19 protein-coding genes are annotated in these 23,965 nt (G+C 56.7%); 5 read left to right on the top strand and 14 right to left on the bottom strand.

Annotated features, from left to right (window positions below):
* Window positions 1-21 precede the first annotated feature (21 nt).
* From secA to D8M41_RS01955, 10 genes are all read right to left on the bottom strand, one after another.
* Complete coding sequence (secA, locus tag D8M41_RS02000) at window positions 22-2,634, bottom strand: preprotein translocase subunit SecA (protein WP_126926307.1); 2,613 nt, start codon at window positions 2,632-2,634, stop codon at window positions 22-24.
* Between the two features lie 228 nt (window positions 2,635-2,862).
* Complete coding sequence (gene hpf / locus D8M41_RS01995) at window positions 2,863-3,501, bottom strand: ribosome hibernation-promoting factor, HPF/YfiA family (protein WP_006889156.1); 639 nt, start codon at window positions 3,499-3,501, stop codon at window positions 2,863-2,865.
* 173 nt (window positions 3,502-3,674) lie between these two features.
* Window positions 3,675-4,403: a ComF family protein gene (locus D8M41_RS01990; protein WP_161970764.1), complete on the bottom strand. Its 729-nt coding sequence runs from the start codon at window positions 4,401-4,403 to the stop codon at window positions 3,675-3,677.
* A gap of 165 nt (window positions 4,404-4,568) precedes the next feature.
* Window positions 4,569-6,293 (bottom strand): LpqB family beta-propeller domain-containing protein, encoded by a 1,725-nt coding sequence (locus tag D8M41_RS01985; RefSeq protein WP_126926305.1) that lies wholly within the window; start codon window positions 6,291-6,293, stop codon window positions 4,569-4,571.
* A 17-nt stretch (window positions 6,294-6,310) separates the two neighbouring features.
* Window positions 6,311-8,086 carry an MtrAB system histidine kinase MtrB gene (gene mtrB, locus D8M41_RS01980; protein ID WP_126926304.1) on the bottom strand — a complete coding sequence of 592 codons (1,776 nt, stop codon included), beginning with the start codon at window positions 8,084-8,086 and terminating at the stop codon, window positions 6,311-6,313.
* Window positions 8,087-8,088: 2 nt separating this feature from the next.
* Window positions 8,089-8,844 carry an MtrAB system response regulator MtrA gene (gene mtrA / locus D8M41_RS01975; RefSeq protein WP_006889219.1) on the bottom strand — a complete coding sequence of 252 codons (756 nt, stop codon included), beginning with the start codon at window positions 8,842-8,844 and terminating at the stop codon, window positions 8,089-8,091.
* A 101-nt stretch (window positions 8,845-8,945) separates the two neighbouring features.
* Entirely contained in the window at window positions 8,946-10,214 is a 1,269-nt protein-coding gene (locus tag D8M41_RS01970) for a methionine synthase (protein WP_238693451.1), read from the bottom strand.
* Entirely contained in the window at window positions 10,214-10,588 is a 375-nt protein-coding gene (locus D8M41_RS01965) for a chorismate mutase (RefSeq protein ID WP_126926303.1), read from the bottom strand. The genes D8M41_RS01970 and D8M41_RS01965 overlap by 1 nt, the downstream gene beginning before the upstream one ends.
* A gap of 27 nt (window positions 10,589-10,615) precedes the next feature.
* Entirely contained in the window at window positions 10,616-11,815 is a 1,200-nt protein-coding gene (gene mnmA / locus D8M41_RS01960; protein ID WP_126926302.1) for a tRNA 2-thiouridine(34) synthase MnmA, read from the bottom strand.
* 158 nt (window positions 11,816-11,973) lie between these two features.
* A complete protein-coding gene (locus D8M41_RS01955) occupies window positions 11,974-13,206 on the bottom strand; it encodes a cysteine desulfurase family protein (protein WP_006889150.1) in 1,233 nt (410 codons plus the stop codon).
* Window positions 13,207-13,324: 118 nt separating this feature from the next.
* Between D8M41_RS01955 and D8M41_RS01950 the strand changes: the two genes are divergently transcribed.
* A complete protein-coding gene (locus D8M41_RS01950; RefSeq protein WP_037235252.1) occupies window positions 13,325-13,792 on the top strand; it encodes a tRNA (cytidine(34)-2'-O)-methyltransferase in 468 nt (155 codons plus the stop codon).
* A 69-nt stretch (window positions 13,793-13,861) separates the two neighbouring features.
* Here D8M41_RS01950 and D8M41_RS01945 read toward each other — a convergent pair whose 3' ends face one another.
* The 3 genes from D8M41_RS01945 to D8M41_RS01935 all read right to left on the bottom strand — a co-directional run bounded on the left by D8M41_RS01945 (window position 13,862) and on the right by D8M41_RS01935 (window position 17,257).
* The gene (locus D8M41_RS01945) at window positions 13,862-14,866 is read right to left on the bottom strand and encodes an electron transfer flavoprotein subunit alpha/FixB family protein (RefSeq protein WP_126926301.1); all 1,005 of its coding nucleotides are present in this window, start codon (window positions 14,864-14,866) and stop codon (window positions 13,862-13,864) included.
* Window positions 14,867-14,884: 18 nt separating this feature from the next.
* Window positions 14,885-15,706 (bottom strand): electron transfer flavoprotein subunit beta/FixA family protein, encoded by an 822-nt coding sequence (locus D8M41_RS01940; protein ID WP_039955350.1) that lies wholly within the window; start codon window positions 15,704-15,706, stop codon window positions 14,885-14,887.
* 216 nt (window positions 15,707-15,922) lie between these two features.
* Window positions 15,923-17,257 (bottom strand): S1C family serine protease, encoded by a 1,335-nt coding sequence (locus tag D8M41_RS01935; protein ID WP_006889215.1) that lies wholly within the window; start codon window positions 17,255-17,257, stop codon window positions 15,923-15,925.
* A 377-nt stretch (window positions 17,258-17,634) separates the two neighbouring features.
* On the opposite strand from D8M41_RS01935, the gene D8M41_RS01930 reads away from it, so the two are divergent.
* From D8M41_RS01930 to D8M41_RS01920, 3 genes are all read left to right on the top strand, one after another.
* Complete coding sequence (locus tag D8M41_RS01930; protein WP_126926300.1) at window positions 17,635-18,474, top strand: hypothetical protein; 840 nt, start codon at window positions 17,635-17,637, stop codon at window positions 18,472-18,474.
* 282 nt (window positions 18,475-18,756) lie between these two features.
* Window positions 18,757-20,841, top strand: coding sequence for a TPM domain-containing protein (locus D8M41_RS01925; RefSeq protein ID WP_238693450.1), 2,085 nt, complete (start codon window positions 18,757-18,759; stop codon window positions 20,839-20,841).
* A 171-nt stretch (window positions 20,842-21,012) separates the two neighbouring features.
* Window positions 21,013-21,747, top strand: a complete 735-nt coding sequence (locus D8M41_RS01920; protein ID WP_023134061.1) for a PspA/IM30 family protein — start codon at window positions 21,013-21,015, stop codon at window positions 21,745-21,747.
* A 151-nt stretch (window positions 21,748-21,898) separates the two neighbouring features.
* On the opposite strand, the gene D8M41_RS01915 is transcribed toward D8M41_RS01920, so the two are convergent.
* Window positions 21,899-23,254: an S-layer homology domain-containing protein gene (locus D8M41_RS01915; RefSeq protein ID WP_094757695.1), complete on the bottom strand. Its 1,356-nt coding sequence runs from the start codon at window positions 23,252-23,254 to the stop codon at window positions 21,899-21,901.
* Window positions 23,255-23,648: 394 nt separating this feature from the next.
* Here D8M41_RS01915 and D8M41_RS11630 point away from each other — a divergent pair, with 394 nt between their 5' ends.
* A complete protein-coding gene (locus tag D8M41_RS11630; RefSeq protein WP_161970763.1) occupies window positions 23,649-23,894 on the top strand; it encodes a hypothetical protein in 246 nt (81 codons plus the stop codon).
* Window positions 23,895-23,965 lie beyond the last annotated feature (71 nt).

Below are 23,965 nucleotides of genomic sequence, written 5' to 3'. Positions count from 1 at the left end.
GGAGGTTGCGGTGCACTCAGCTTACGACTTTTTATTCACCACGCGAACGCTCGTGCCGCCATCCTCGCTAGGTGCTGAATACTGCAAGAACTTCGGGCGGCTTGGAGTCTGCAGCTGCACGGCAGAAGCCTGAGTGCGCTGCTTGGACAAGTCTAGATTGAACAGATAAGTGACGGTCTCCTCACGGATGGCCCCCAGCATATCCTCATACATACCGTACCCTTCACGCTGGTATTCAACCAGCGGGTCACGCTGGGCCATTGCGCGCAGCCCGATACCTTCCTTCAGGTAATCCATCTCGTACAGATGCTCGGGCCAACGTTCGCCGATCACCGAAAGCAGCACGCGGCGCTCAATTTCACGCATCGCTTCTGCCCCAACGCTCTCCTCACGCTCCGAATAGGTCACGTGAGCATCGGATAGGATTTCTTCCACCAGCAGGTCACGGGTGATCTGGGTGCGGTCCCCCGCTTCCTCAGCGATATCATCCACAGTCAGGCTAATGGGGTAAATGGTCTTCAGTGCATCCCACAGATCCTCAAAGTCCCAGTCTTCCGCGTGCCCCTCGGCAACACGGGCATCAATGGCACTGGTAATTACCTCATCAATGAACCCGGAAATCTGATCCTTCAAATCATCCCCGTGCAGAATCTGCGCGCGGTCTTTATAAATAGCCTCACGCTGGCGGTTAAGCACATCATCATACTTGAGCACGTTCTTACGCTGCTCAGCGTTACGGCCCTCAACATTCGCCTGCGCATTAGCAATAGCGCGAGAAACCATCTTTGAATCGATTGACGAATCGTCGGGTGCCATAGACATAAGGCGCGTAGCCGCAGTCGTATTAAACAGACGCATCAGATCATCCGCCAAAGACAGGTAGAAACGGGACTCGCCCGGATCTCCCTGACGGCCCGAACGGCCGCGTAGCTGGTTGTCGATACGACGGGATTCATGCCGTTCAGTACCCAGCACATACAAGCCGCCGAGCTTCTTCACCTCATCATGTTCTTTCTTAGCCGCCCGCTCGCACTCTTCAAGCACCTGCGGCCAGCGGGCCTCATAAGCCTCAGAGTTTGTGTTCGGATCCAGCCCAAGCTGACTCATCTTCTCAACGGCCTCGAACTCGGGGTTGCCGCCAAGCATAATATCGGTACCACGCCCGGCCATATTAGTTGCCACAGTCACCGCGCCCTTACGGCCCGCCTGTGCCACGATATGCGCCTCGCGCTCATTATTTTTCGCGTTCAGCACCTCATGACGCACGCCTTCTTTCGACAGCTGGCGTGAGAGGTACTCCGACTTCTCAACACTGGTGGTACCCACCAGTACTGGCTGGCCCTTCTTATGACGCTCTTTAATGTCCCGCACCACAGCGTTGAACTTGGCGACCTCATCCTTGTACACCTTATCCGGGTTATCGATACGGTGCACACCCTTATTAGTGGGGATAGCAACCACGCCCAGTTCGTAGGTGCTCATGAACTCGGCGGCCTCAGTCTCTGCGGTACCGGTCATGCCTGCGAGCTTATCGTACATGCGGAAGTAGTTCTGCAGGGTCACCGTGGCCATTGTCTGGTTCTCGGGCTTAATCTCGACGCCCTCTTTGGCCTCAATCGCCTGGTGGATACCGTCGTTATAACGGCGGCCCGGCAGGATACGGCCGGTGTGCTCATCCACGATCAGCACCTCACCGTCCACCACCACATAGTCCTTATCGTTGGTGAACAGCTCTTTTGCCTTAATTGAGTTATTCAAGAAACCAATCAGCGGGGTATTCTTCGACTCGTACAGGTTCTTCACGCCTAGGTGATCCTCAACCTTATCAATACCCGATTCAAGGATGCCGACGGTGCGTTTCTTCTCGTCCACCTCATAGTCTTCACCCTTCTTCAGGGTAGTCTTAGCGATGCGGGCAAACTCGGCGTACCAGCGGTTCGCTTCCCCCGCAGCCGGACCGGAGATAATAAGTGGGGTACGCGCCTCATCAATCAGGATCGAATCGACCTCATCAACAATCGCGAAGTTATGCCCACGCTGCACCTGCTCCTCAGCCGTCCAGGCCATATTATCGCGCAGATAGTCGAACCCGAACTCGTTGTTCGTGCCGTAGGTGATATCAGCCTCGTACTGTTTACGACGCTCCTCAGAATCCATTGAAGAAAGAATAACCCCGGACTCCATGCCCAAGAAGCGGTATACGCGGCCCATCAGGTTTGCCTGGTACTCCGCAAGATAGTCGTTCACCGTCACCACGTGCACGCCCTTACCCGAAAGAGCGTTCAGATATGCGGGAAGAGTCGCCACAAGAGTCTTCCCCTCACCGGTCTTCATCTCGGCAATATTCCCCAGGTGCAGGGCGGCGCCACCCATAATCTGAACATCGTAGTGGCGTTTACCAAGGGTACGTTTGGATGCTTCACGCACCACAGCGAAAGCCTCCGGCAGCAGAATGTCGAGAGACTCACCGTCTTCCAGGCGCTCTCGGAAATTATCGGTTTCGGCGCGTAGCTCGGCATCAGTAAGTGAAGCGAAGCTATCTTCAAGCGAGTTCACCGCCTTGGTGTACTCCTCCAATTGCTTCAGAATCTTCTTGTCGCCGGTGCGGAGGATTTTCTCCAGGAAAGATGCCACTGCCCATTGCTCCTTGTAATCATCACGTACTCCCCAACGGGCACGCCAAAGCGAACCCCGGTTGAGGCTTTCCTAACTATTGTAGGGCAGAGCCACCTAAATGACGGATTCTACGTCAATATTATTCGTAGAGCGCACGAAATCCCACACCGGATGTTACCCGCACCATAGAAAAAGGCTCGGGGTGGGAAAACCCGCCCCGAGCACAACGAACTCTAAAACCCCTGCTTACTCATCGGTCAGGGTAATAATGCCGTAGCTCCAACCCTTACGGCGGTATGCCGCTGCCGGGGCTCCGGTCTCCTTGTCAATGTAAAGGTAGAAGTCGTGACCCACCAATTCCATATGATCCACAGCCTCCGCCGGGCTCAGACGCTCGCCCGGGAAGCTCTTATGACGGATCTCAAGGGGTGAAGCTGCCTCATCACTGAGCGTCACCTCGGTTGTGTCGAAAGCCGCCTCTTCAACAGGAACATCCGGAAGCAGGATCTCGGTAATAGCGGTCTTACCCACCACCGGTATCGAGCCAGTAGCATCCGCAACGGATACAGGATGCTTGCCGCCGTGCTTACGAAGCTTACGACGATCCCGTGCACGACGCAGACGCTCCAAAAGCTTGCCGTAGGTTTCATCGAAGACCGCGAACTTATCGGGACCTTGAGACTCAGCGCGAAGCACCGGACCGCGCCCAATCACAGTAATTTCAACACGAATAACATTGCCGCCGAGATGGCCATCCTTGGTGAACTTTACGTCAATATCGCTGACATTATCACCGAGCTTTTCGAACTTTTGCACCTTGTCTTCGACATAATCGTGCAGACGTTCTGAAACTTTGATGTTGCGTCCGTAGATGTTGACTTCCACGATACTTTCCCTCCGGTTTGGGGGCTTTGTACCGCACCCGGTTGGGTTCGGCACCGGGAACCCGTCTTTGAGGTTCCTTGCCCCCATTTTAGTACAGATTTATGGTGCATGTCACCGGACACCACCGAATATTTTAGAGAAAGAAAAAACTCACACGTACCGCTCAGGTTAGGCTATGCGACTAGCTCATCACCCTGTGTTTTCAAGGGTACAGAGGCAAGCGTAGCCACCCCCAACGGGAGTATACCCGCCTGGCGTAACGCGCGTACCGCCTCGACAGCAGTGGCCCCAGTAGTCAACACATCATCACACACCAAACACAGCATTCCTGCAGGGACCGTACCCGAGACACGCATCATTCCCCGCATTCGACGAGCACGCTCTGAAGCGTTCAGTCCCTTCTGCCCACCCGAAGAACCAGCACCAGCGTAAGAAGCCCATGAAGCGCGCACCCGCAGCACCGGGGCAACCGACACCCGAACCCCCAAACGACGCGCCAGAGGCCGATCCCGGACCCGGCGAGCCGCCTCATCCGATAACTCCCGCGCCGGAGAATAACCGCGGCGACGCACGCTCGCAGGCGACGACGGGGCGGGAACCAAGTGCAGTGTATCCCCCGGAGCTATCAGCCCGGTACGATAAGCAGCCCAAAGGTGCGCCTCCACTACTGCCGCCAACGGTTCGCCCAACTCCGGAAGAGTATCAAGCCGACCAGCGTTCTTAAACGCCAAGACAGTGCGCGTCACCTCAGCCTCATAACTACCTGCCGTCAGGACAGGTGGGAGCCGATACTGCACCAACGGCTGATACGGCTGCGCAAGCCGCTCCTGCACACGAGACGAACAGTCAGTACACAGCCCGCTGCGCTGCGGCACAACCCCCGCTTTCTGCGGCTGCTTCAAAGCATCACCTCTCCGCAGAAGAGCTGTGCCCCCAACACCGCAACAGGCGCAGGTCGCGGGAAAAAACAGCTCCCACAGGGCATAGGCACTGTTCAACGCTCCCGTTGCCGCATTCGCCCTTTTACGTTGGGGCGTCCCGCTGCCGCCCACACTCTGGCTCACGGTTTACCCCGCGAATGACATCTCACGCGTAGACGTATTCAGACGGTTCCAGCCGCGCTCCTCCAGCACATAGCATGACCCGTCAGAGCGATGCGCCAGCATATTGCTGGTATTCCCAGCAGCCGAGACCGATTTCACCCCGTCGAGGCGATCAAATTTTGTCTCCTCACCGCTGAGAGTCGTCACCTCAGACTCCCCAGTTTTATCGTTGACCACCACAAGATTCTGCTCACCGGCCCACACGGCTGTACGCGGAGTAATTGATGAGGTCACCCGCACCGGCTCCGTAAAGCCTTTCGGGGTTCCCGAACTGTCACGGACAACACCCGACATCACCACAGCCGCCGTGCCATCACGAGTACCAACCACCACCACGCGGGCACCATCGTGCGAGATCCGCAGGCTGCTAAAGGTCATTCCGCTCCGCCATGATACCGGAATCTCAATGCCCTTAGACCGCTCCTTCTCATTCGTTGACGCCGTGTTATAAGCCCGTACAGCCCCGTCACTTTCAGCCACCCACAACCAGCCAAACGAATCGAAGCTGGGGGCAGTCATCTTCTTATTTTTCACCAGGTACTGCCCCTTACCGCCCGAGAAGAAATACAGGCTGCGGCCTGTATCCCCCAGGCAAGCGAGCGCCGTACCATCATAGTTAATCGCAGGGTCCGAGGCATCAGTCACCGACTCAGTACCAGTTGTCTCTGGCTGCTGGCTCAGATAATCCTCACGGATTACCAGCTTCCCGTCTTCAAGACCCACAACACGCTTACTGATCTCAGGGCTCATGGGGGCCTCCTGAAAACCAGTTGGGGCGTCCTCGCTCACCACCGATCCGTTATAGGTCAGTTCGAACTTATTAACAGACGAGAAATTGCTCAGCACATACCCCACCTGCTGACGCAGCCGGGCACGGGTAACAGCATTGAGCACCGGGCCGTTAATGTGTATTTTTGCGTCCCGGTCAGAAACTTCAGCACGCTCCAAACTCATGCCCTCCACGAGGGTGGAAGCCGTTACCTCCTTCAAATACGATGCGGGCCCGCCCATTACCGTCTGCAGCAGAATCCCCAACTGCCCATCACGGTGCGCGAACCAGCGGATATCGGGCACCGCATGAGTGTACATTGAATTATAAAAATACAGGCGGTAGGGGCTGAACACCCGGTCAAACTCAACGCTATCAAGCCATAACCCGTCGGGGCAGGCTTCAATACGCCACTGCCCCTCAGTCTGACGGAGCTTAAAATCAAAAGTTTCTAGTGTCTCGGCAAAGCTACTGGTCAGGCCCTGTTCACTCACCAAAGTAGTCTGCTGAAAACGTGCTCGATACACCCCTGAAGACGACTCATCGGCGCTCACCTGGGCGGTATTACGGTACACTCTGGTCGTTGTAGTCGGGTTCCACTTGCCTTTAAAGTCTGAGGTCAGAAACTGCCGCGCAACCGCATAGTTATCGGCACTATCCACCCCGGCGTGAATAAACCCTTCAATAATGGCCTCCGGGGGTGCGTCTTCCTGCGGTCCGACCGCATGAATCGCTTGGTTCTTATTTTCCCGCACCTCCAGCTTATCGCTGTACCGGTGCACATTTTTAGAGGTTGGGATACCCGCGCAGGCGCCCAGAAGCACGGTAGCCGCCGCCGCAGCCCCCACCCCCAGGAAACGACGACGGCTAGTTGAGCTGGAGACAATGCCGGTAACGGCAGAAATGTTCTGTTGATTCATTCAGGGCACTCCATCACTCACTGAACAGGCGGGTTAAAAGGCTGCTCGGATTCCTCCGCAGCAGGGCGAGAAGCAGCAGGTAACGTATTCCCTGCCATCGCGCCCCTAACAGGCATGTACTCGGGCTCACCTGTCAGAAGCACCGGGGAGGGCCCCATCTGCTGCCCGTGCACCAGCGGCAGGGTCAGTCGGAAACTCGCACCGCGGCCCTTAATACCCCACGCCTCAATGGTGCCACTGTGCAGGCGCACATCTTCGGCAGTGATCGACAGGCCCAAGCCCGTACCGCCCAGGGTACGTTTCCGGGAAGTATCAGCACGCCAGAAACGGTTAAATACCTGCGTCGCCTCTTCATCGCTCAAACCAATACCATGGTCACGGACGGTGACGCCCAACGCTGTCTCGCTGGTGGCAATATATACGTCAATGGGCTTCGACTCGCCGTGCTCAATAGCGTTAAACAGCAGGTTGCGGAGCACACGTTCAATACGCACCCGGTCCACATCCACCATAATCTGCTGCTGACTAGTGTGAATATTAAGTTTAGTGCCCGTGCGTTCAAGGTGCGGCAGGGCCTCCTCAAGCACATCCACCAGAATACGCATAAAGTCATGCGTATCGATATTCGGCAGGGCGCTACCGGCATCAAACCGGGAAATTTCGAGCAGGTCAGCCAACAAATCCTGGAACCGTCCCACCTGATTATGCAGCAGCTCCACACTTCGGCTCTGCACGGGCGTGAAATTCTCCCGCCCATCATACAGCAGCTCGGTACTTAGCTTCACGGTAGACAGTGGGGTGCGCAGCTCATGAGAAACGTCTGACACAAACCGCTGCTGCAAAGTCGATAGCCGCTCAAGCTGCACAATCTGCTGCTGCAAACTATCGGCCATCTTATTAAACGAAATACCTAATCGAGCCGCCTGGTGTTTACCATCAACACTCACCCGCTGGTCAAGATCCCCAGCGGCAAGTTTCTCCGAGGTAATCGCGGTCTGGGTAATGGGGCGCACCACCATGCGGGTCACAACCCACACAATGCTAAGCACCACCAGCAACAACGCAATAAAGCCGATGCTCAATACGAAATTAATGTGGGTAATCGTGTTCGCCGAATCCCGCAGATCATACACGGCAAACAACCCATAATTAGGGTTCTGCGGAATGGTAATACTGGTTCCCACAATCAGTGCCGGGTAGGTCTGGTCCCCCACCGTCACATTCTCAGTCTGCCAGTAAATACCCTGATTATCCCGCACCGTGTCCCGCAGCGAGGCCGGAATTGCCGATGAAGTCAACGCGCTATCGCTACTTTGTTCCGGCACAAAACCACGTTTTGTCTGGCCGTTGAGCGGCAGCAGAATCCACTGACGTTTATCGTCGCCGCCAGCGTCCATCAGGGGCAGGTAGCGGCGGACATCGCGGTTAATCTCGCTATCGCTGCGGGCCTCTGAAGAATCCAGCACACTCTGCACATTCACAAAACCCTTATTGGACTCCTCAAGAGCCTGGGTTTTCTTATTTTCAAAAAGAGAAGTTGCGATCTGGTTCGACAGGGAGGAACCCACCAGAATAAACGCCATAATCATGAGGATGCCCGCACTGCTGAGGCTGCGAAACTGCAAGGACCGTTCCCACAGGTTACGCATGGCCCGTATCGGTGAGACTCGCCGCCGTTTCTTTTTCTTCTTCTCACCGGTATGCTGCTGCCCGTAAGGTAACGACGCAGCCTCGCCGGTGTTCCCCTGCGGTTGATGCGGGGGCGCTTCGGCGTTCGTGGTGTAGACGCTCATCTCTACTGGTTACTTCCAGCCTGGGGCGACCCCGCCGCCGGTACAGTCGGCAAAGATGAGGTGGTTGAGACCGACCCGACGCTATCGAGAGGAACCTTATACCCCACCCCGCGCACGGTCTGAATCACCTGCTGCGCTCCCAGTTCAGAGAACTTAGCGCGCAGACGCTGCACATGCACGTTCACCAAAGAGTCGCTCACATCGCTGTAGCCCCACACAATCTCCAGCAGCTCCTGGCGGGACAGCGCCTGACCGGGGCGGCGCACCAGCGCAGCCAACAGATCGAACTCAAGCGGCGTCATGGGGATCTCGGTGCCATTGTAGGTGACGGTACGCCCGTCCATGTCCATCACCGTGTCTCCGATACGAACCACCAGCTGGCGGCTCTCACGCGGACGCAAACGGGTACGGATACGTGCCAGCAGCTCAATATGTTTGAAGGGCTTGGCGATATAGTCGTCGGCGCCAGCTTCAAGTCCCTTCACCACGTCCTCAGTATCGCTCTTGGCGGTGAGCATAATAATCGGCACATTAGATGAGGCACGAATCTGTTCACACACCTCAATACCGTTCTTACCAGGGAGCATCAAATCAAGAAGCACCAAGTCGGGGCTGTACCGCATAAACACTTCGAAGGCGCGGGCCCCGTTTTCGCAGAACTGGGCGTTATACCCTTCCTGGGCTAGTACGATGCCGATCATCTCGGCAAGCGCATCATCATCATCAACAACCAGGATGGTGGGTGTTGAAACAGTCACGGCTTCCTCCTGCGAATGTGCTTGGTGTACCAATCTATCGTAGCTTGATTGGGGGGCCTCTTCGCAATATAGGCGATTTTTACCCCCTCGCACAACTATTTTCAGCCAGAAAGCTCGGCAAGAGCCTGAGCGGCTTCGGCGGTGCGGGCCATGGCGGCGGTTGCCTCTGCCACGTCCCGTGAAAGGTTGCCCGCTGTTTCAGCCCGTTCGGTGAGAACCACATGCGCAAGCTGGGATCCGCCTAAGCCCAGCTCGCCCCAGACACGCCAGAATGCACGCACCTGATGCGGCACCGGGGTGTCGCCAATAGCAGGCAGCCACACGCGGGCGCCAGCATCAATGAGGGCAGCGACTATTTCAAAACGGCGCGGGTCGCTCAGCGGCGGCACCAGCATGGTGGTGTCAGAGACAGCATCCGGATCAATCATAAGCGCGGCAGGGGTATCTTCACCGCCGATAGTTTGCGCCAGCTCCAGCAGGTTGAGGCCCTTCTGCCCTGCCGCGGCCGGGATATGCGAACCATTAAGGGTGTTCCCCAGCAGATTAAGCACCGGTGATGCCCCACAGTCCGTGATCGCCTCGGCGCAAGCCCGCAGCCCCTCCATAACCGTCGGGGCGGGTATGGAGCGGATACGCCGGAAACCGCTCACGGTGGGGATAGACCCGGCAATAATGCGGTGCAGGTCAGGCTCGTTAAGCTGCACCGCGATACGTCCATCCGGGGTATCGAGTGCCTGCCGCAGAGTTTCCAGCCGGTCGCGCAAACCGGCGAACAGGCTTTCGCGTATGTCCCGGGTGGCTCCGGGGTCGCTAATGGCGCGTTCACCGCTGGGGAGATAAATGCTTGCGGCAAGGGTATAAACGCCGGTGAGCTGAATCTTAAATGTGGGTTCCCCGCCGCTGGCGTTACCGTTTGAGCGCCCGCCACGGCTGTTTTCTTGGCCCACCACATCGGCGAGCGCATTAATATCCGACTCGTAGGTGGCGTAAGCGAGCGCAGATTCACGACTTGCTGCGCCGGTGTGCGTCAGTCTCCACCCGTAGGATGCCCCTTCCGCGTGGAGCCCGTCGAATGTTGCGATAGTTCGTGCCAGAGTGGTGGCGCGCCAGCCGCGATGCGGCAACTCGGGCAGGAACGGCAGGTGGGGATCTCCCAGTTCACCACGTACCCGGTGCAGGGCATCCACCATATCCGCTGTTGGGAAAGGCCCCAGGCCGCTGGCCTGTACGAAGGTGTGTTGGCCGCTGTTGGCAACGTCCCAGGCGTTTTCTTGTGTGGGTTCGGGGGCGCGGTACTCCCCTGGCAGCAGTAACCGTGCGGGTGGTTCAGCTCGTTGCGGGATACGGCGGGTGGGGCCCGGTGTCGACACTACTCTCCGCCTCCGTTGGGCAGGTCTTTGTCGTTGTGTTCGATGGCGATGCGCTCATGGTGGCGGATCACCTCGGAGATGATAAAGTTCAAGAATTTTTCGGCAAATTCGGGGTCAAGGCTGGATTCCTTGGCCATGGCACGCAGACGCCCGATCTGGGCTTCTTCACGCCCGGCGTCTCCGGCGGGCAGGTTATGTTTAGCCTTGAGGACGCCCACCCGCTGGGTGGCGCGGAACCGTTCAGCGAGAATATGCACAAGGGCAGCATCGAAGTTGTCGATGGAGCGGCGCATGGCAAATAGTTCTTCGTATACCTCTGGCGCCACTTCCTCCCCCATGGAGGTGGCGTTCGGGTCGAATTCTGCGGTGCTCATGGTCGCTCCTAACGGTGCAGCCGCGTTTTATGCGGCAGTCTGGCGGATATCTTCACGGGCTAGGGAGTAGGCGCGGGCGATGGTGGACTGCCCAAGCACGCGGGTGCCTTGGTAGAGCACCATCGTCTGCCCGGGGGCCACCCCGTTCAGCCCATCTTTAAGGCGCACCACAGTTTCTAGGCGTAGCTGCCCTTCGGCGTTCTCATCGGTATTTTCCACCCACTGCAGGTGGGCGGTACCCCGCACAGGGTCGGCGTGGGCGCGTACCTGTGCGGTCACCTCAAATGTGGCGCTGCAGGCCCCAAGCTTGGGGTCTTGCCCCATAAACTCGGCTGCTTCTGCTACGGGTACGCCCGCCCAGGTGGCTCGGATACCGCGAATCTCATCCACCGCCAGAAGCTCCCGGGAGCCGACGATTACCTCGTTCGTTTTGGGGCGGATTTCGAGGACGAAACGGGGTTTGCCGTCGGGGGCGGGTTTGCCGAGGGCGAGACCTTTGCGCTGCCCTACCGTGTATGCCTGCGCACCGGGGTGTTCCCCCAGCACAGTGCCGGAGGTGTCTTTAATGAGGCCGGGGCGCATCTGGATGTGCTCACCCAGCCAGGCGCGGGTGTCACCTTCGGGGATGAAGCAGATGTCATAGGAATCAGGTTTCTTGGCGACGGAGAAACCGCGGCGAGCCGCTTCTTCACGCACCTCGGCCTTAGAGGGGGTGGTAGCGAGGGGGAACCAGGCGTGCTTGAGCTGCTCGTGGGTCAGCACCCCCAAAACGTAGGACTGGTCTTTTGCCCAGTCGGCGGCGCGGTGCAGTTCACGGTTGCCGTCGTCGTTGGTGATAACTCGGGCGTAGTGCCCGGTAACGACGGCGTCGAACCCTAGCGAAACCGCTTTTTCAAGGAGGGCGGCAAATTTTATTTTTTCGTTGCACCGCATGCACGGGTTGGGGGTGCGTCCAGCCTCATATTCAGCGATGAAGTCATCAACCACGTCTTCTTTGAAGCGTTCTGAGAAGTCCCACACGAAGAAGGGGATGCCCAGCTGCGCGCATACGCGACGGGCATCCATGGAATCTTCAAGGGTGCAGCACCCACGGGAGCCGGTGCGGAGCGTTCCGGGCATGCGGGAAAGCGCCAGGTGAACGCCGACCACCTCGTGGCCTGCATCGACGGCGCGCGCAGCGGCTACGGCTGAGTCTACGCCGCCGCTCATAGCTGCCAAAATCTTCATGTTCAATCCTTTACGCGTTTCTGCTGATGGTATTCGGGGTAACCGGGCTGTGGTTTGGGTGTCTTAGGTGTTATGGGGTGTACCGTGCTACGGTTGCGGCTGGCGCGTAAACTCTGATTCTACACTGGGTACCGCCCTTGGGCTCTACCAAGGGGCGCCTACCCGTACCATCGGGAGGCATCAGGCAGCTGGGAGGAGAGCCCCGCTTTAGCCGCCTGCGTGTAAGCATCGGGTAGGGCCGCCAGTAGTTGGGCGAGGTCTTTGCCAGTACTGGTGTGCCCCAGGGTGAAACGTTGTGCACCCCGGGCGGTGTCTTCGTCCATGCCCATAGCTAATAGTACGTGGGAGGGGCGGGTGACTCCCGCATTGCAGGCAGACCCGGTGGAGGCAGCAATACCCTGCATATCGAGAAGAAATAGTATGGTATCCCCTTCGGCGCCTTCGAAGGTGAAATGTGCGTTTCCGGGGAGTCGTTTCTGCCCGGGGGATGTTTCTGTCAGCGGGTCTATCCCGCTCAAATGTGCTTGCGGGATGAGCGCTTGGACGCTCTGTACCAGTTCGTTGCGTAGGGTTGCGATACGTTGGGTCTCTTCCGCCAGGTTCTCTGTGACGTGCGCGGCTGCCTCGGCAAAACCTGCAATGGCGGGGGCGTCGATGGTGCCTGAACGCACCGAACGTTCCTGACCTCCGCCGTGCAGGACGGGCGTCATATCTGCGGAGCGGGTGGCGATGAGGGCTCCCACCCCCATAGGCCCACCAATTTTATGCCCCGAAATGGCTAAGGTTGTCACCTGTGACTCTCGGAAGTTCACGGGTACCGCACCGAATGCCTGCACCGCATCAGAGTGCATGGGAATGCCGTATTCGGCGGCAAGCTGGGCAATCTCAGCAATAGGCTGGATGGTACCCACCTCATTGTTCGCCCACATGACGGTCACGAGTGCAACATCCGCGGGGTTTTTGGCGATGAGTTCACGTACAGTGTCGGGGTGCACGAGCCCTTGCGCATCAACGGGTATCCACTCAATAACCGCGCCCTGGTGTGTCTCTAACCATTCGCAGGTTTCTTCAACGGCGTGGTGCTCAATACTGGAGACGAGGATACGACGGCGCGCGGGATCGGCGCTGTGACGTTTCCAGTACATGCCTTTGACAGCGAGGTTATCGGCTTCGGTGCCGCCGGAGGTGAATATCACTTCAGCCGCGTCGCAGCCGATGGCTTGGGCGATGCGTTCACGCGCGTATTCGACAGCGGCCCGAGCCTCACGCCCGATGGCATGCAGGGATGAGGGGTTGCCGCCGGTGCGCATCTGCTGCACCATCGCATCAATGGCGGCGGGCAGTATATCGGTGGTGGCAGCGTGGTCGAGGTACACGCGGTTAGCGGTCATGGTGCTCCTGTGGGTTGTGTATTTCCCTATTCTAGCCGCCGTTGCATTATTGGGCGTGGGGTACGGGGCTGGTTTGCCGTGGGCTGAGCAGCCAGGGTGCACGCGTTACACTAGGGGCGTGTTTAAGATTCTGTTTTATACGCCGGAAATCCCGGGTAATACGGGCAATGCTATACGTTTAGCTGCTATTACGGGTGCTCAGCTGCACTTGGTGGAGCCGCTGGGTTTCACGTTTGAGGATGCGCATCTGCGCCGTGCGGGACTGGATTATCACGATTTGGCGGTGGTAACGGTTCATAAAACCCTTGAGGATGCGTGGGATGCACTGGCACCGGCGAGGGTTTTCGCGTTTACGACCACGGCGGCTACCTCATATGCGGATATTACGTACCGCCCTGGTGACGTGTTCATGTTCGGTCCCGAGTCGGTGGGTTTGCCCGAGAAAGTACAGCAGGATGAGCACATTACGGAACGTGTAAAAATCCCCATGGTTCCGGGGCGCCGCTCCCTTAACTTGGCGAATTCCGCCTCCATTGCGGTGTTTGAGGCATGGCGCCAGCACGGTTTTGCAGGCGGAAAAATTTAGCCCGTTCCGTTGTTAGCGGGCGGGGCTGACGCACACCAGCTCCACCCGCTTACGCCGGGCTCACGCGCGTTATTTCTGTTTCCGTTTGTGGATTTCCTGCACCGCCTGCGGGATGACAGTGAAAAGATCCCCGACGACACCGAAGTCGGCAATCTCGAATATGGGCGCGTCCGCGTCCTTGTTGATGGCGACAATGGTCTTTGACGTATCCATGCCGACCTTCTGCTGAAGAGCCCCCGAAATACCCACGGAAACGTATAGTTCGGGAGAAACGCTCTTGCCGGTTTGCCCAATCTGAGTAGAGTGATCCAGCCAGCCTGCGTCTGTGACGGCGCGGGTCGAGCCGATCGCGGCGCCGAGCGCATCCGCCAGATCCTCAATGGGGGCTAACTTGCCGCCGATACCGCGGCCAGCCGCCACAACGGTAGCTGCTTCTTCAAGGTTGGGGCGAGCAGATGTAGGCTTCTCGGTTATTTCGGTGATGCGCATCGTATCGTATCCGGACAGAGTATAGGTGGTGAGTACGCCCTCCCCCACTGCAGTGGGTGCCGCCGCCGTATCTACCGAGTTGGGGCGTAGGGTTACCAACGGCAGACCTTCAACCCGCACGGTGCTGTCGTACTCGCCCGCCAAAACATTCTTACGAATATTGAGCGCATCATCCACGTCATGAGCGCCCGTCACAACGCCTACGGGACGAGATCCCGCCTCGGAATTCCCGAGGCGCACGGCCACGCGCCCCAGAAGCTCAATCGAGTCAATATCATGCGGGGCAAGAACCACATCAGGACCAAACTCAGTAATAGCCTGTACGACGAGTTCCACGCGGGCAGCAGGCAACGCATCTGTCATGGATTGCGCTGGGGCAAAGACACGTGCCGCGCCCTGTTTAGCGTAAAACTGGGCAATATCGGCGGAGCCTTGGGCGAATGTCAATACTCCCAACTGTGTTCCGCCCTGTCCAATACCGGCGCGCAGTCGTGCCAACGCTAAAAGTTCTCGGTCCACACCGCTGGGTTCGGTCGCAAAATTCGTTGTGCCGCTTATAACCAGCACACGGTATGCAGTCGTCATCGTTATCTCCTGTACTGGTTAAATGAGGTTTCGGGATGCCAAGAATTCGACCAGCTGTATGCCGCCGTCGCCTTCATCCACGATGGTTTCACCTGCGGTGCGTTCTTCCCGCGCCAGCGCTTCGGTCACGGTAACGGTCGATGCGCTGCCGCCGAACTTAGCAAGCTCATCCGCAATATCCGCTGCGTTCACGGTTGTAATAGGCTTCTTTTTTGCTGCCATCAGCGCCTTAAAGTTGGGGTATCGCGGAGTGTTCACCTGGTCGGTCACCGAAATTAAAGCTGGCAATTCAGTTTCACAATGCTGCGAGCGAGTATCCAGATCCCGGCGTGCCCTAACAGTTCGGCCCGCAATACTCAGCGACGCTACCTGAGAGATTCCGGTGCGCCCCAAAAGTTCGCTCACCTGAACGGGCACCAACGAAGTCTCGCCTTCGGTTGATGCCATACCCGTCAGAATCAGGTCGAAGGTGCCGTGTTCCTGCTCGTAGGTGGAGAGTGCAGCGGCTATGATGCGTGAGGTCGCCAGAGCATCAGCCCCTGCGAAAGCATCGTCGAGAATGTGTACGCCTTCGTGTGCACCCAGCTGCAGCGCACGGCGCAGCCCCTTAGAGGCATCTGCTGCGCCTAACGTAAAGGCGATAACTGCAGAATTCGCTGCATCGGTATTTTCCGCTTCGACGATCTGCATGGCGGCTTCTACAGCGTATTCGTCAAGCTCACTCATCACCGACTCGCTGCGGTCTACCCGCAAAGTATCGTCAAGTTTTTGTTCAAATTGGGTGTCTGGCACGTACTTGGTCAGTACGGCGATGCGATATGCGTTTTCGCTCACGCTCATCCTCCTGCGCCTTATGTGTGTGCGGCGCGTTTGTGGGGTTTAGTTAGGTTTGGCTATATTCTACCGTTTAGCGGGAACGATGGCACCTCTTCCGTGCGGTAACCCGACACAACCAGTGGCGCATGTTCTTGGCGGGAGCGTACCGGAACGGGGTGGGATATCCGCGACAATTGCGGATATCCCACCCCGTTCCGGTACGTTAGTTAGGGCTTGATGCTATTTTGAGTCTGAGTCACCCAGGGTCACCTGAATTTCTTTGACTTCTGAGCCTCGTTGCACCTTAAAGGTGGCTTTTGTATTCGGGGCCATGGAACGCACAGTACCGTTGAGCTCTTCGTCAGCTTCAATACGGTGCCCGTCTACTTCAACCACCACATCCCCCTTCTTCAGCCCGGCCTTATCAGCGGGGCTTCCGCTAGAGATATCGGTGAGTTCCACACCGCCTTCGAACAGCTTTGACTTGCCGTTATCGGTGGTGGCGCCGGTGGTTTTCACACTCGCCCCTAGGTACCCGTGGGACGCTTTTCCTTTGGCAATAATCTCGTCAGAGATACGTTTTGCATAGTTCGAGGTGACGGAGAACGACATACCGGCTGCCGCACCACCATCGGTGCTGCGGTACCCCTGTGTGTTAATACCGACCAGCTCCCCGCGGGTGTTCACAAGGGGGCCACCCGAGTTGCCGTGGTTAATCTCGGCGTCGCTTTGGATCATGGGGATATACGCGGTTTTCTTATTATCTGCGGGCGACACGCGGGAGGCACTGGCGACCACCCCAACCGTCACACTGTCACGGTGGTCATAGGGGGAACCGAGCGCGACCACCTGGTCACCGGGAACAAGTTTGGATGAGTCGCCGAAGGTAATGGGGGTTAACTCAAGCCCCTTGGGGTCAATCTTAACGACCGCAAGGTCAGATGCGGGGTCGGTTCCCACAATCTTCGCCGCGCGAACTGTACCGTCGTGCAGCCGCACCTCCACCTGATCAGCTTTTGTGGAGTCATCAGTAACCACGTGATTGTTAGTGAGGATATGCCCGTTAGTATCTAGAATTTCGCCGCTACCGGTGCCTGAGCCACTGCCGACTTTTACGCCCACAGTCACAGTTGAGGGAAGCACCTTTTTGGCGGTTTCAGTGATTACCGTCGGGTCTGTGGAGTTCAGGTTACTGCTGCTTGTAGTGCCGGAACTTTTGGACGCGCTGGAGCTGACGGCGCCAGATCCGCCACTGTTTGAGGCAGCAATACCGCCCCCAACCCCCGCGCCTACGCCAGCGCCTACAAGAGATGCCAATAGAGCCGCGGTAAGGACCACACCAGTACTGTGTTTTTTGGGTTCACTCGGCTCAGAACCGGGGCGCTCATTCTTGGGGTACTCGTTCGTGTTATTACCCGAACCCGGTTGGTTTTGCGCGTAAGCATACTGCTGCTGGTTTTGAGAATAGCCACGGCTCTGCCCGTACTGTTGGTTGCTGTATTGAGGCGGGTACTGCGCACCGTTATAGCCACTTTGCTGGCCGCCATAGCTCTGGTTCCAACCGGGCTGGGTCATGGGTGTTTCCTCTTTCGTCACGTAAGGTTTCTATCATTTATGTTTCGAGCGTGAAGCCGTTGCGGGGGTTGCCTCGCGGTAGCGTCGTTGTTCGCGAGCGCTTGTCCTTCTCAAGAGTAATGGGCCGTTCTGCACGAAAACGGAAGAATTACTATAAAGCCGCCCGGAGTTTGCTGGGAACTACCTGTGAACCATAGGGTGTTTACCTTTCATTTCTTACACCCTTGATGCACAGGTGTCATTAAGGGCATATGCCGGAAGCGCCTACCACGCTATATTTTACGTTTTTTCGCCGCGTGCCGCAGCAGATTTTCCAGCGTTCCCACATATCATATAAATACCGATAGATACTAAATAATCTTATATTGGAGCATCGTATGAGAAATCTTGTCCACAAAACTCTAGCCGCCGTAGTAGTGGCAATAACACTATGTACCGGGCTTTTCGTGTCTGGTTTTGGCGTTTCTACGGCGCAGGCACAACCGGTGTTCAACGCATCTCTTGATCCGAAACGTCCCGTAATAGATAAAAGCGGGGCGCTTGATAACCTTGCGTCAGGGCTTAAAAACGAACTCACACAACAACTGGCCAGGGCTAATAACCTACACGCAAAAGGTGCCTCCAGCGGTAAGGAATACAGCATCTTTATGGTGGTTGTTAACGGCACTGATTCTCTTACTCCGCAGCAGTGGGGCAAAGAATTCCTCTCGCATAACCATGCCCCAACGCCCTCTGTTGTGCTTGTGATTGATTCTTCTAAGCAACGCGGTGGTATTGCCAGTAATGACCAAGCATTCCTCACAGACAAAGGCGCAGACTTACTATATGTGCAAAACAACACCGATATCCGTAACAGCCCTAACCCTGAACTCGCTATACGGTTCCATGTAGGCGAAGGCTACTACGGTAGCGCAGGACGTCAATTCGCAAGTTTGCTATGGAACTTTCAGGGGCTGCAAGGCGATAGCGAAATCCCTGATTCGGTAACTGCAGAAGCCAATGATTTTACCAACGGCAACAATACCGTTCAGGTACTTATTATCGTACTTATAGTGATTGCGGCTGTAGTTATGATCTCCGTTGTTATTACGGTTATCTTCCTTCTCAGGCGACAGAAAAAACACGACCTTCTCCTATCACAAACCCATGCTGAGAAGATGCCCCACGGCATTCCACCGGCTTCAGCTTCCGACCCGCATCAAAACAGTGAAACATAGAAGTCACCCGGTACGAACCGTTCATATCCTCACTACCCACATACAGGCGGTTAAGGATCTTGTGAGGATATCTAACCCCTTTCCTATATGTTGGGGCACACCGCTACGGATAAACGGTTAAACCGTAGCTGGGAGTTCCCTCAGAGCCGTCTTGGTGAACACCCGCAGGCAGTGACTATTTGTATTAGGCCGGTAAGATGGGAAGAAGGCGCGCACAGTGCGTGCCGTTGTTCTCGCGCTATGTTTAAACGGGAGCGTAAGGTACCAGGAAGGGGTCCTCCTTTGACGATACTGTCTGAGCAGAATACGAGTACTCGACCGGCTGCTTTCTCACCCCGTGTGTGCCTCCGCCGCGTCCTATGTGTAGGCGCCTTAGCCTTTGGTGCAACCATGCTGCCGGTGGCTGCCCCTCTTGGCGGGTCCTCGTTCGTTCTCCCATCTGCTTGGGCGCAGGAGCCTATGAGCATCACCGGTACAACGGTGCTTGATAACACTTCGGTGCTGGGTGATACTGCCGATTTGAAGAAGAAAATCTCTGACCTTTCAAAAAACCATAAGGTCGATCTGCACGTTGTCACTATTAATAAGTTTGAGAACCCTTCATCTTCTAGTGAATGGGCAAAGGCGCTCGCGAAGAAGAATAATTGGGGATCGGCTGATGCGGTGCTGGTAATAGCTACAGAATCGCGGCAGGCGTACTTTATTGCCGGCAGTGAGAAGACTCTTTCTTCTGAGCAGCAGTCGAAGGTGTATCAGGACTATGTGAAACCCAAGCTGCAAAGTGGTGATTACAAGGGTGCAGCCGCAGCGGCTGTTGAGGGTATTGATGCACAGAAGTCCGGTGGCTCTGGTGTGGTGGTTGGCGCCGTTGCAGTCGGTACGGCAAGTGTTGCGGCTGTTGGCGGAACATACCTGTACCGCCGCCGCAAAAAGTCGGCTGAGGCTAAGAAAAGCGGGGTTAATAAATACGGGTACCCCACGGTACCGCAAGCCACGATTGAGGAGCTGCAAACCCGAGCGGGTGCTTCCCTTGTGCAGGCCGATAATACGCTGGTGCGTTCACGCCAGGAGGTTGAGTTCGCACGCGCCCAGTACGGGGATGCGCAGGTCGCCGAGTTTGAGAAGGAAATTGTACGCGCCGATGAACTCATGAAAGCGTCATTCCACCGGCAGAAGCTTCTGGAGGATGATGTTCCTGATACCCCGGCGGAGCAGCGGGCATGGCTGGGAGAGATCATTGAGAATTCCCGCCAGGTCACTGAGATGATGCAAGCTCAGGAAGAGAAACTGTCTTCGCTTCGCAACCTTGAGCATGATGCCCCCGCTGCTATTGAAAAGCTTCAGCTGGGCCTTCCTGAACTGGATCAGCGAATTGAGGCGGTACAGCGCACCTACTCGCAGCTGCAGGAGCGTTACCTGCCGAGTGCTCTCGAACCGGTGAAGGAAAACGTGGCGCTCATAGAAGCCAACCGTACCCTGCTGCAGCAGGAGCTTGACCAGGCTAATACACTGTTGGGTACTTCCCGTTCTGAGGCTGTGGTGCATTTACGTTCCGGTGAGGAGGCTGCCCAGCAGGTGGCTAAGCTTGCGGAGGCCGTGCAGAACCGCGCTGGCGAGTTGGAGACAGCCCAGAATAATCTGTCTACTGACCTGCTGAGCGTGCAGCGTGATATTGCGGAGGCCAAGAGCCTGGCCGCTTCGCAGAATAAGGATGATCTTCAGGCGGTTGCTGCGGGGATGGAAGCGGTACTGGGAGAGGTACGTCAACAGTCAGAGGCACGCCCGAATGACCCGCTGGCCCTTAACGAGCAGCTGCGGCAGCTCACGAGTGAGCTGGATAAATCAATGACCTCTCTCAGGGCTGATCGGGAGCGTCAGCACGCAGCAGAGCAGAGTTTAGAGCGTGCTCTGCGTTCGGCGCGGGTGCAGGTTGATAGTGCCCGTGATTTTATTGGAAACCGTCGCGGTGGGGTGGGGTCGCAGGCCCGCACCTACCTCTCAGAAGCGGAATCGCATTTGTCTGAGGCGCACCGGTTACGCACCACGAACCCGGCTTCCGCCCTTGATAGCGCAAACCGCGCTATTGCGCTTGCTACAGACGCACAGAACGCCGCGAACCGAGATATGAACAGCTACTATGATGATCGTGGCGGTCGCGGAGGGTTCAATATAGGCGATAGCTCCCTAGCGAAAGGGATGCTTCTGGGCACCATTTTGGGGTCACTGAGTTCTGGCTCCGCACACGGGCACTCTGGTGGTGACTCCGGTGGGTTCTTTGGCGGCGGTGGCTTTGACTTCGGTGGTGGCGGCTTCGATTTCGGCGGCGGCGACTGGGGCGGTGGCGGAGGAGACGGCGGATCGTTCTAGACCTCTAGTGTTTTAGGGTTTGCTCGCTCCCGCAGTGCTTCTTATATGGAGCGCTCACGCAGGTGTTTCCCAGCGATTTTTCAGATAGGTACTCGATAATAATGTGTGTGCGCGCACGGTAAGTGAGGAGGGAAGCCCTCCCCCGGTGTGGCCGCAGGATAAGGAATACAAATGGTAAAGCAGTCCATTTTCGGTCGTATTGCTCAGCTGGCAAAAGCTAACATTAATGCGCTTCTAGATGCGGCCGAAGACCCGCAGAAGATGCTCGATCAGATGGTGCGAGACTACACGAACAACATTGCTGAAGCTGAAGCAGCTGTGGCACAGACCATCGGTAACCTGCGTATGCTTGAGCAGGATCATGCTGAGGATGTGCGTGACGCCGCTGAGTGGGGTTCAAAGGCTCTAGCGGCTTCCAATAAGGCCGATGAGTTCCGTGCCGCTGGAGATGCCGCCAACGCTGACAAGTTCGATAACTTGGCGAAGATCGCTTTGGGCAAGCAGATGCAGGCCGAGAAGGAAGCTAAGACCGCCGAACCTCAGATTGCGGCTCAGACTGAGGTGGTTGAGAAGCTCAAGGACGGCCTGACGAAGATGCGCGCCAAGCTGGATGAGCTGAAGGCAAAGCGTGATGAGCTGAATGCACGTCAGAAGACCGCCGCCGCTCAGACCCAGGTGAACGATGCTCTGAAGGCATTTGACGTCATGGATCCGACCAGCGAAGTATCCCGTTTTGAGGAGAAGGTGCGCCGTGAAGAGGCGCGTGTGATCGGCCAGCAGGAGCTTGCAGCTTCCTCGCTGGATGCCCAGTTCAACGACCTTGAAGAGCTCGGCCGTCAGACTGAACTTGAAGCCCGCCTTGCGGCGCTCAAGAACAAGGGTAACGGCGGCGCTATCGACGCGTAAGTTACCTTTTTGACCCGATGGTAACGGGTGGGGTGGGGTTCCACGTAACTGTTCGTGGGCCCCACCCCTTATATGTGCCCGCATGATGCAGGCGCCTGAGCTCCCAGCCGTAGTAGAACCGGCTTGGGTTACCTAAACCCATTGAATCGTACTAGCTCAGGTTTGCGTAGCGGTATAGGAACGCCGCCATCGCGTTACGTTCGGTCGGTGCACCGGGACGGAATGTGCGGTCGGGCCATCCGGTGGTGATCCCCTTAGCCGCCAGCCACTGGATTTCCTTGTAGAACGGGTTGGAGGTATTCACATCAGCAAATCGCTGCGAGCCGGGGTTGAACGCGGGTGAGCCGTTAAACCGGTAGAAAAACGCGGCCATTGCCTCCCTGCTGACTGTTTCGTGGGGACGGAATGTGCCGTCGGCCCAGCCGGTGGTAATACCCTGCTGGTACATCCACACGATTTCCTTATACGCGGGGTGCTGCACCGGTACATCACGGAACGGTGAAATGGCGGGCAGGTTCACTTGCGGGGATCCAGCCAGACGGTACAGGTAGGCGGCCATGGAGGCGCGGTTCACCTTCGCGTGCGGGCGGAAAGTACGGTCAGCGTACCCAACCATTAGACGCTTATCGGAGTTCCAGCTGATTTCAGTGTAGAAAGCGGCCCCCTCAGAAATGTCATTGTATCCGGCACTCATGCGGTACCCGCCCATATCAAGGGACTGCGCCAGGATATGCGGCAGGTCGTAGTCGTGGTGCGAAAGGTTGGGAATGTACCGCAGCCGGGTGTTAAACCCTTCCTGGGTGTAACGGTTATAACCGGTTTCCACGGCGGTACGGGCGCTCCAGGTGGGCGGGTTTGTAGAACCAGAGGTGTCTTTCTCACCCACCCACCAGTACATGGGCTGAGATTTAATGTGCTGCGGGGCTTGGGTCTGCATGCCCGTGTTTGAGCCCCCCGCGACCATAATGGACCCGCCACCGGTTCGCCAGCTCCCCTGCCGGTCTGCATTCAGCTCGTATGTGATGAACTCGGCCCCGCCGGAGTAGCCCATCGTCCACACCCGAGAAGGGTCAATACCGGAATCTGCAATGAACTTCTGTGCGAAGCTGCGGAAGTAATCGCCATTAGCGTCTTGGTTTTCCCACCAGGTGATCCCATCGCCCGAGGCGTTCTTATCCGGTGAGATAACGGGCACAAACACCATATTACGGGCGTTAGCGATACGTCCCATTGCGGTAAGCATACCGTTATTAGGGCTGTGCACCTTGGAGTCTTTCGCTTCCCAGTAGTCGCCATCGACGTAGAAGACCACACCTACCGGCTGCGACCAGTCAATACCGTTAGCGTAGACATGATACTGGGAGCTCAGCCCGTTCGGGGCGGTGTAGCTGCGGTAGGTGCCCGAGGCGACAGCCGCCTGCGCGGGAACAGTCAGGGTGCTACCGATAATAGCGGGAATGGTAATGGCAGCAAGAGCCCCAGCCCGCACCTTGTTTTTAAGGTTCACGTTATTCCTTGGGTTCGTAGATATTAAGTTGTGATATGAACTTGTGTATGAGCTAACTAAAAAGTGAAATGTTCAGGTTCCGATTCCGCCTCAAAAAGCGTCAGGCCCGGACTGCAAAGATAGGACCCAAAAGGGAAACCGCACATTTCTAGTAGATAAAAGTACCAGTAGAACGCGAGTCTGCAAACAACGCTGAAAGCAGCCTCATCGAAGCAGATCTGCGTCTTCGCTAGATAGTTACCTGCATGTATTCTTATCCATAAAATACAGCTTGAGGGTTTGGTAAACCTTCTGCTGTTTTAAAGTTTTGATACCTCTATAGATTTTCTTTAAACCTCAACTGCAGAAAGATTAAGGCCTGGTAAGGAGCCGTTGGAAGAGGAACGCAGCATGTGTGAGAAACAACACCGCGCACTGCATATTTATTACCGATGGAAGAGAAGCTTCCAAAGGCATAAAACAGCAGGTCAGGGCCGCTACTGCTGTTCCAGTGACCGCCGTAGAAGGCCCGGTAAATCATAATCAAGATGCCCCTGCCCAGGCAGGCAATCACCATCTTTCCGGGCATCAAATCCTGCGTCAGTGTACTGCTTATACCCCTGGTTGGCAGCGTCAGCAGCACTCCACCTGCGCAGGTTAACGCTATCAAGAGAAATCGCTTCTGTGAACAGCCACCTGGGTTATTACATTCCAGCTAACAGGCGCTGACCC

This window comes from Rothia sp. HSID18069 (genome assembly GCF_003989155.1).
Taxonomy (GTDB): Bacteria; Actinomycetota; Actinomycetes; order Actinomycetales; family Micrococcaceae; genus Rothia; species Rothia aeria.
Note: the sequence above shows the minus strand (reverse complement) of the source record. Positions and strands in the feature narration are given on the sequence as shown.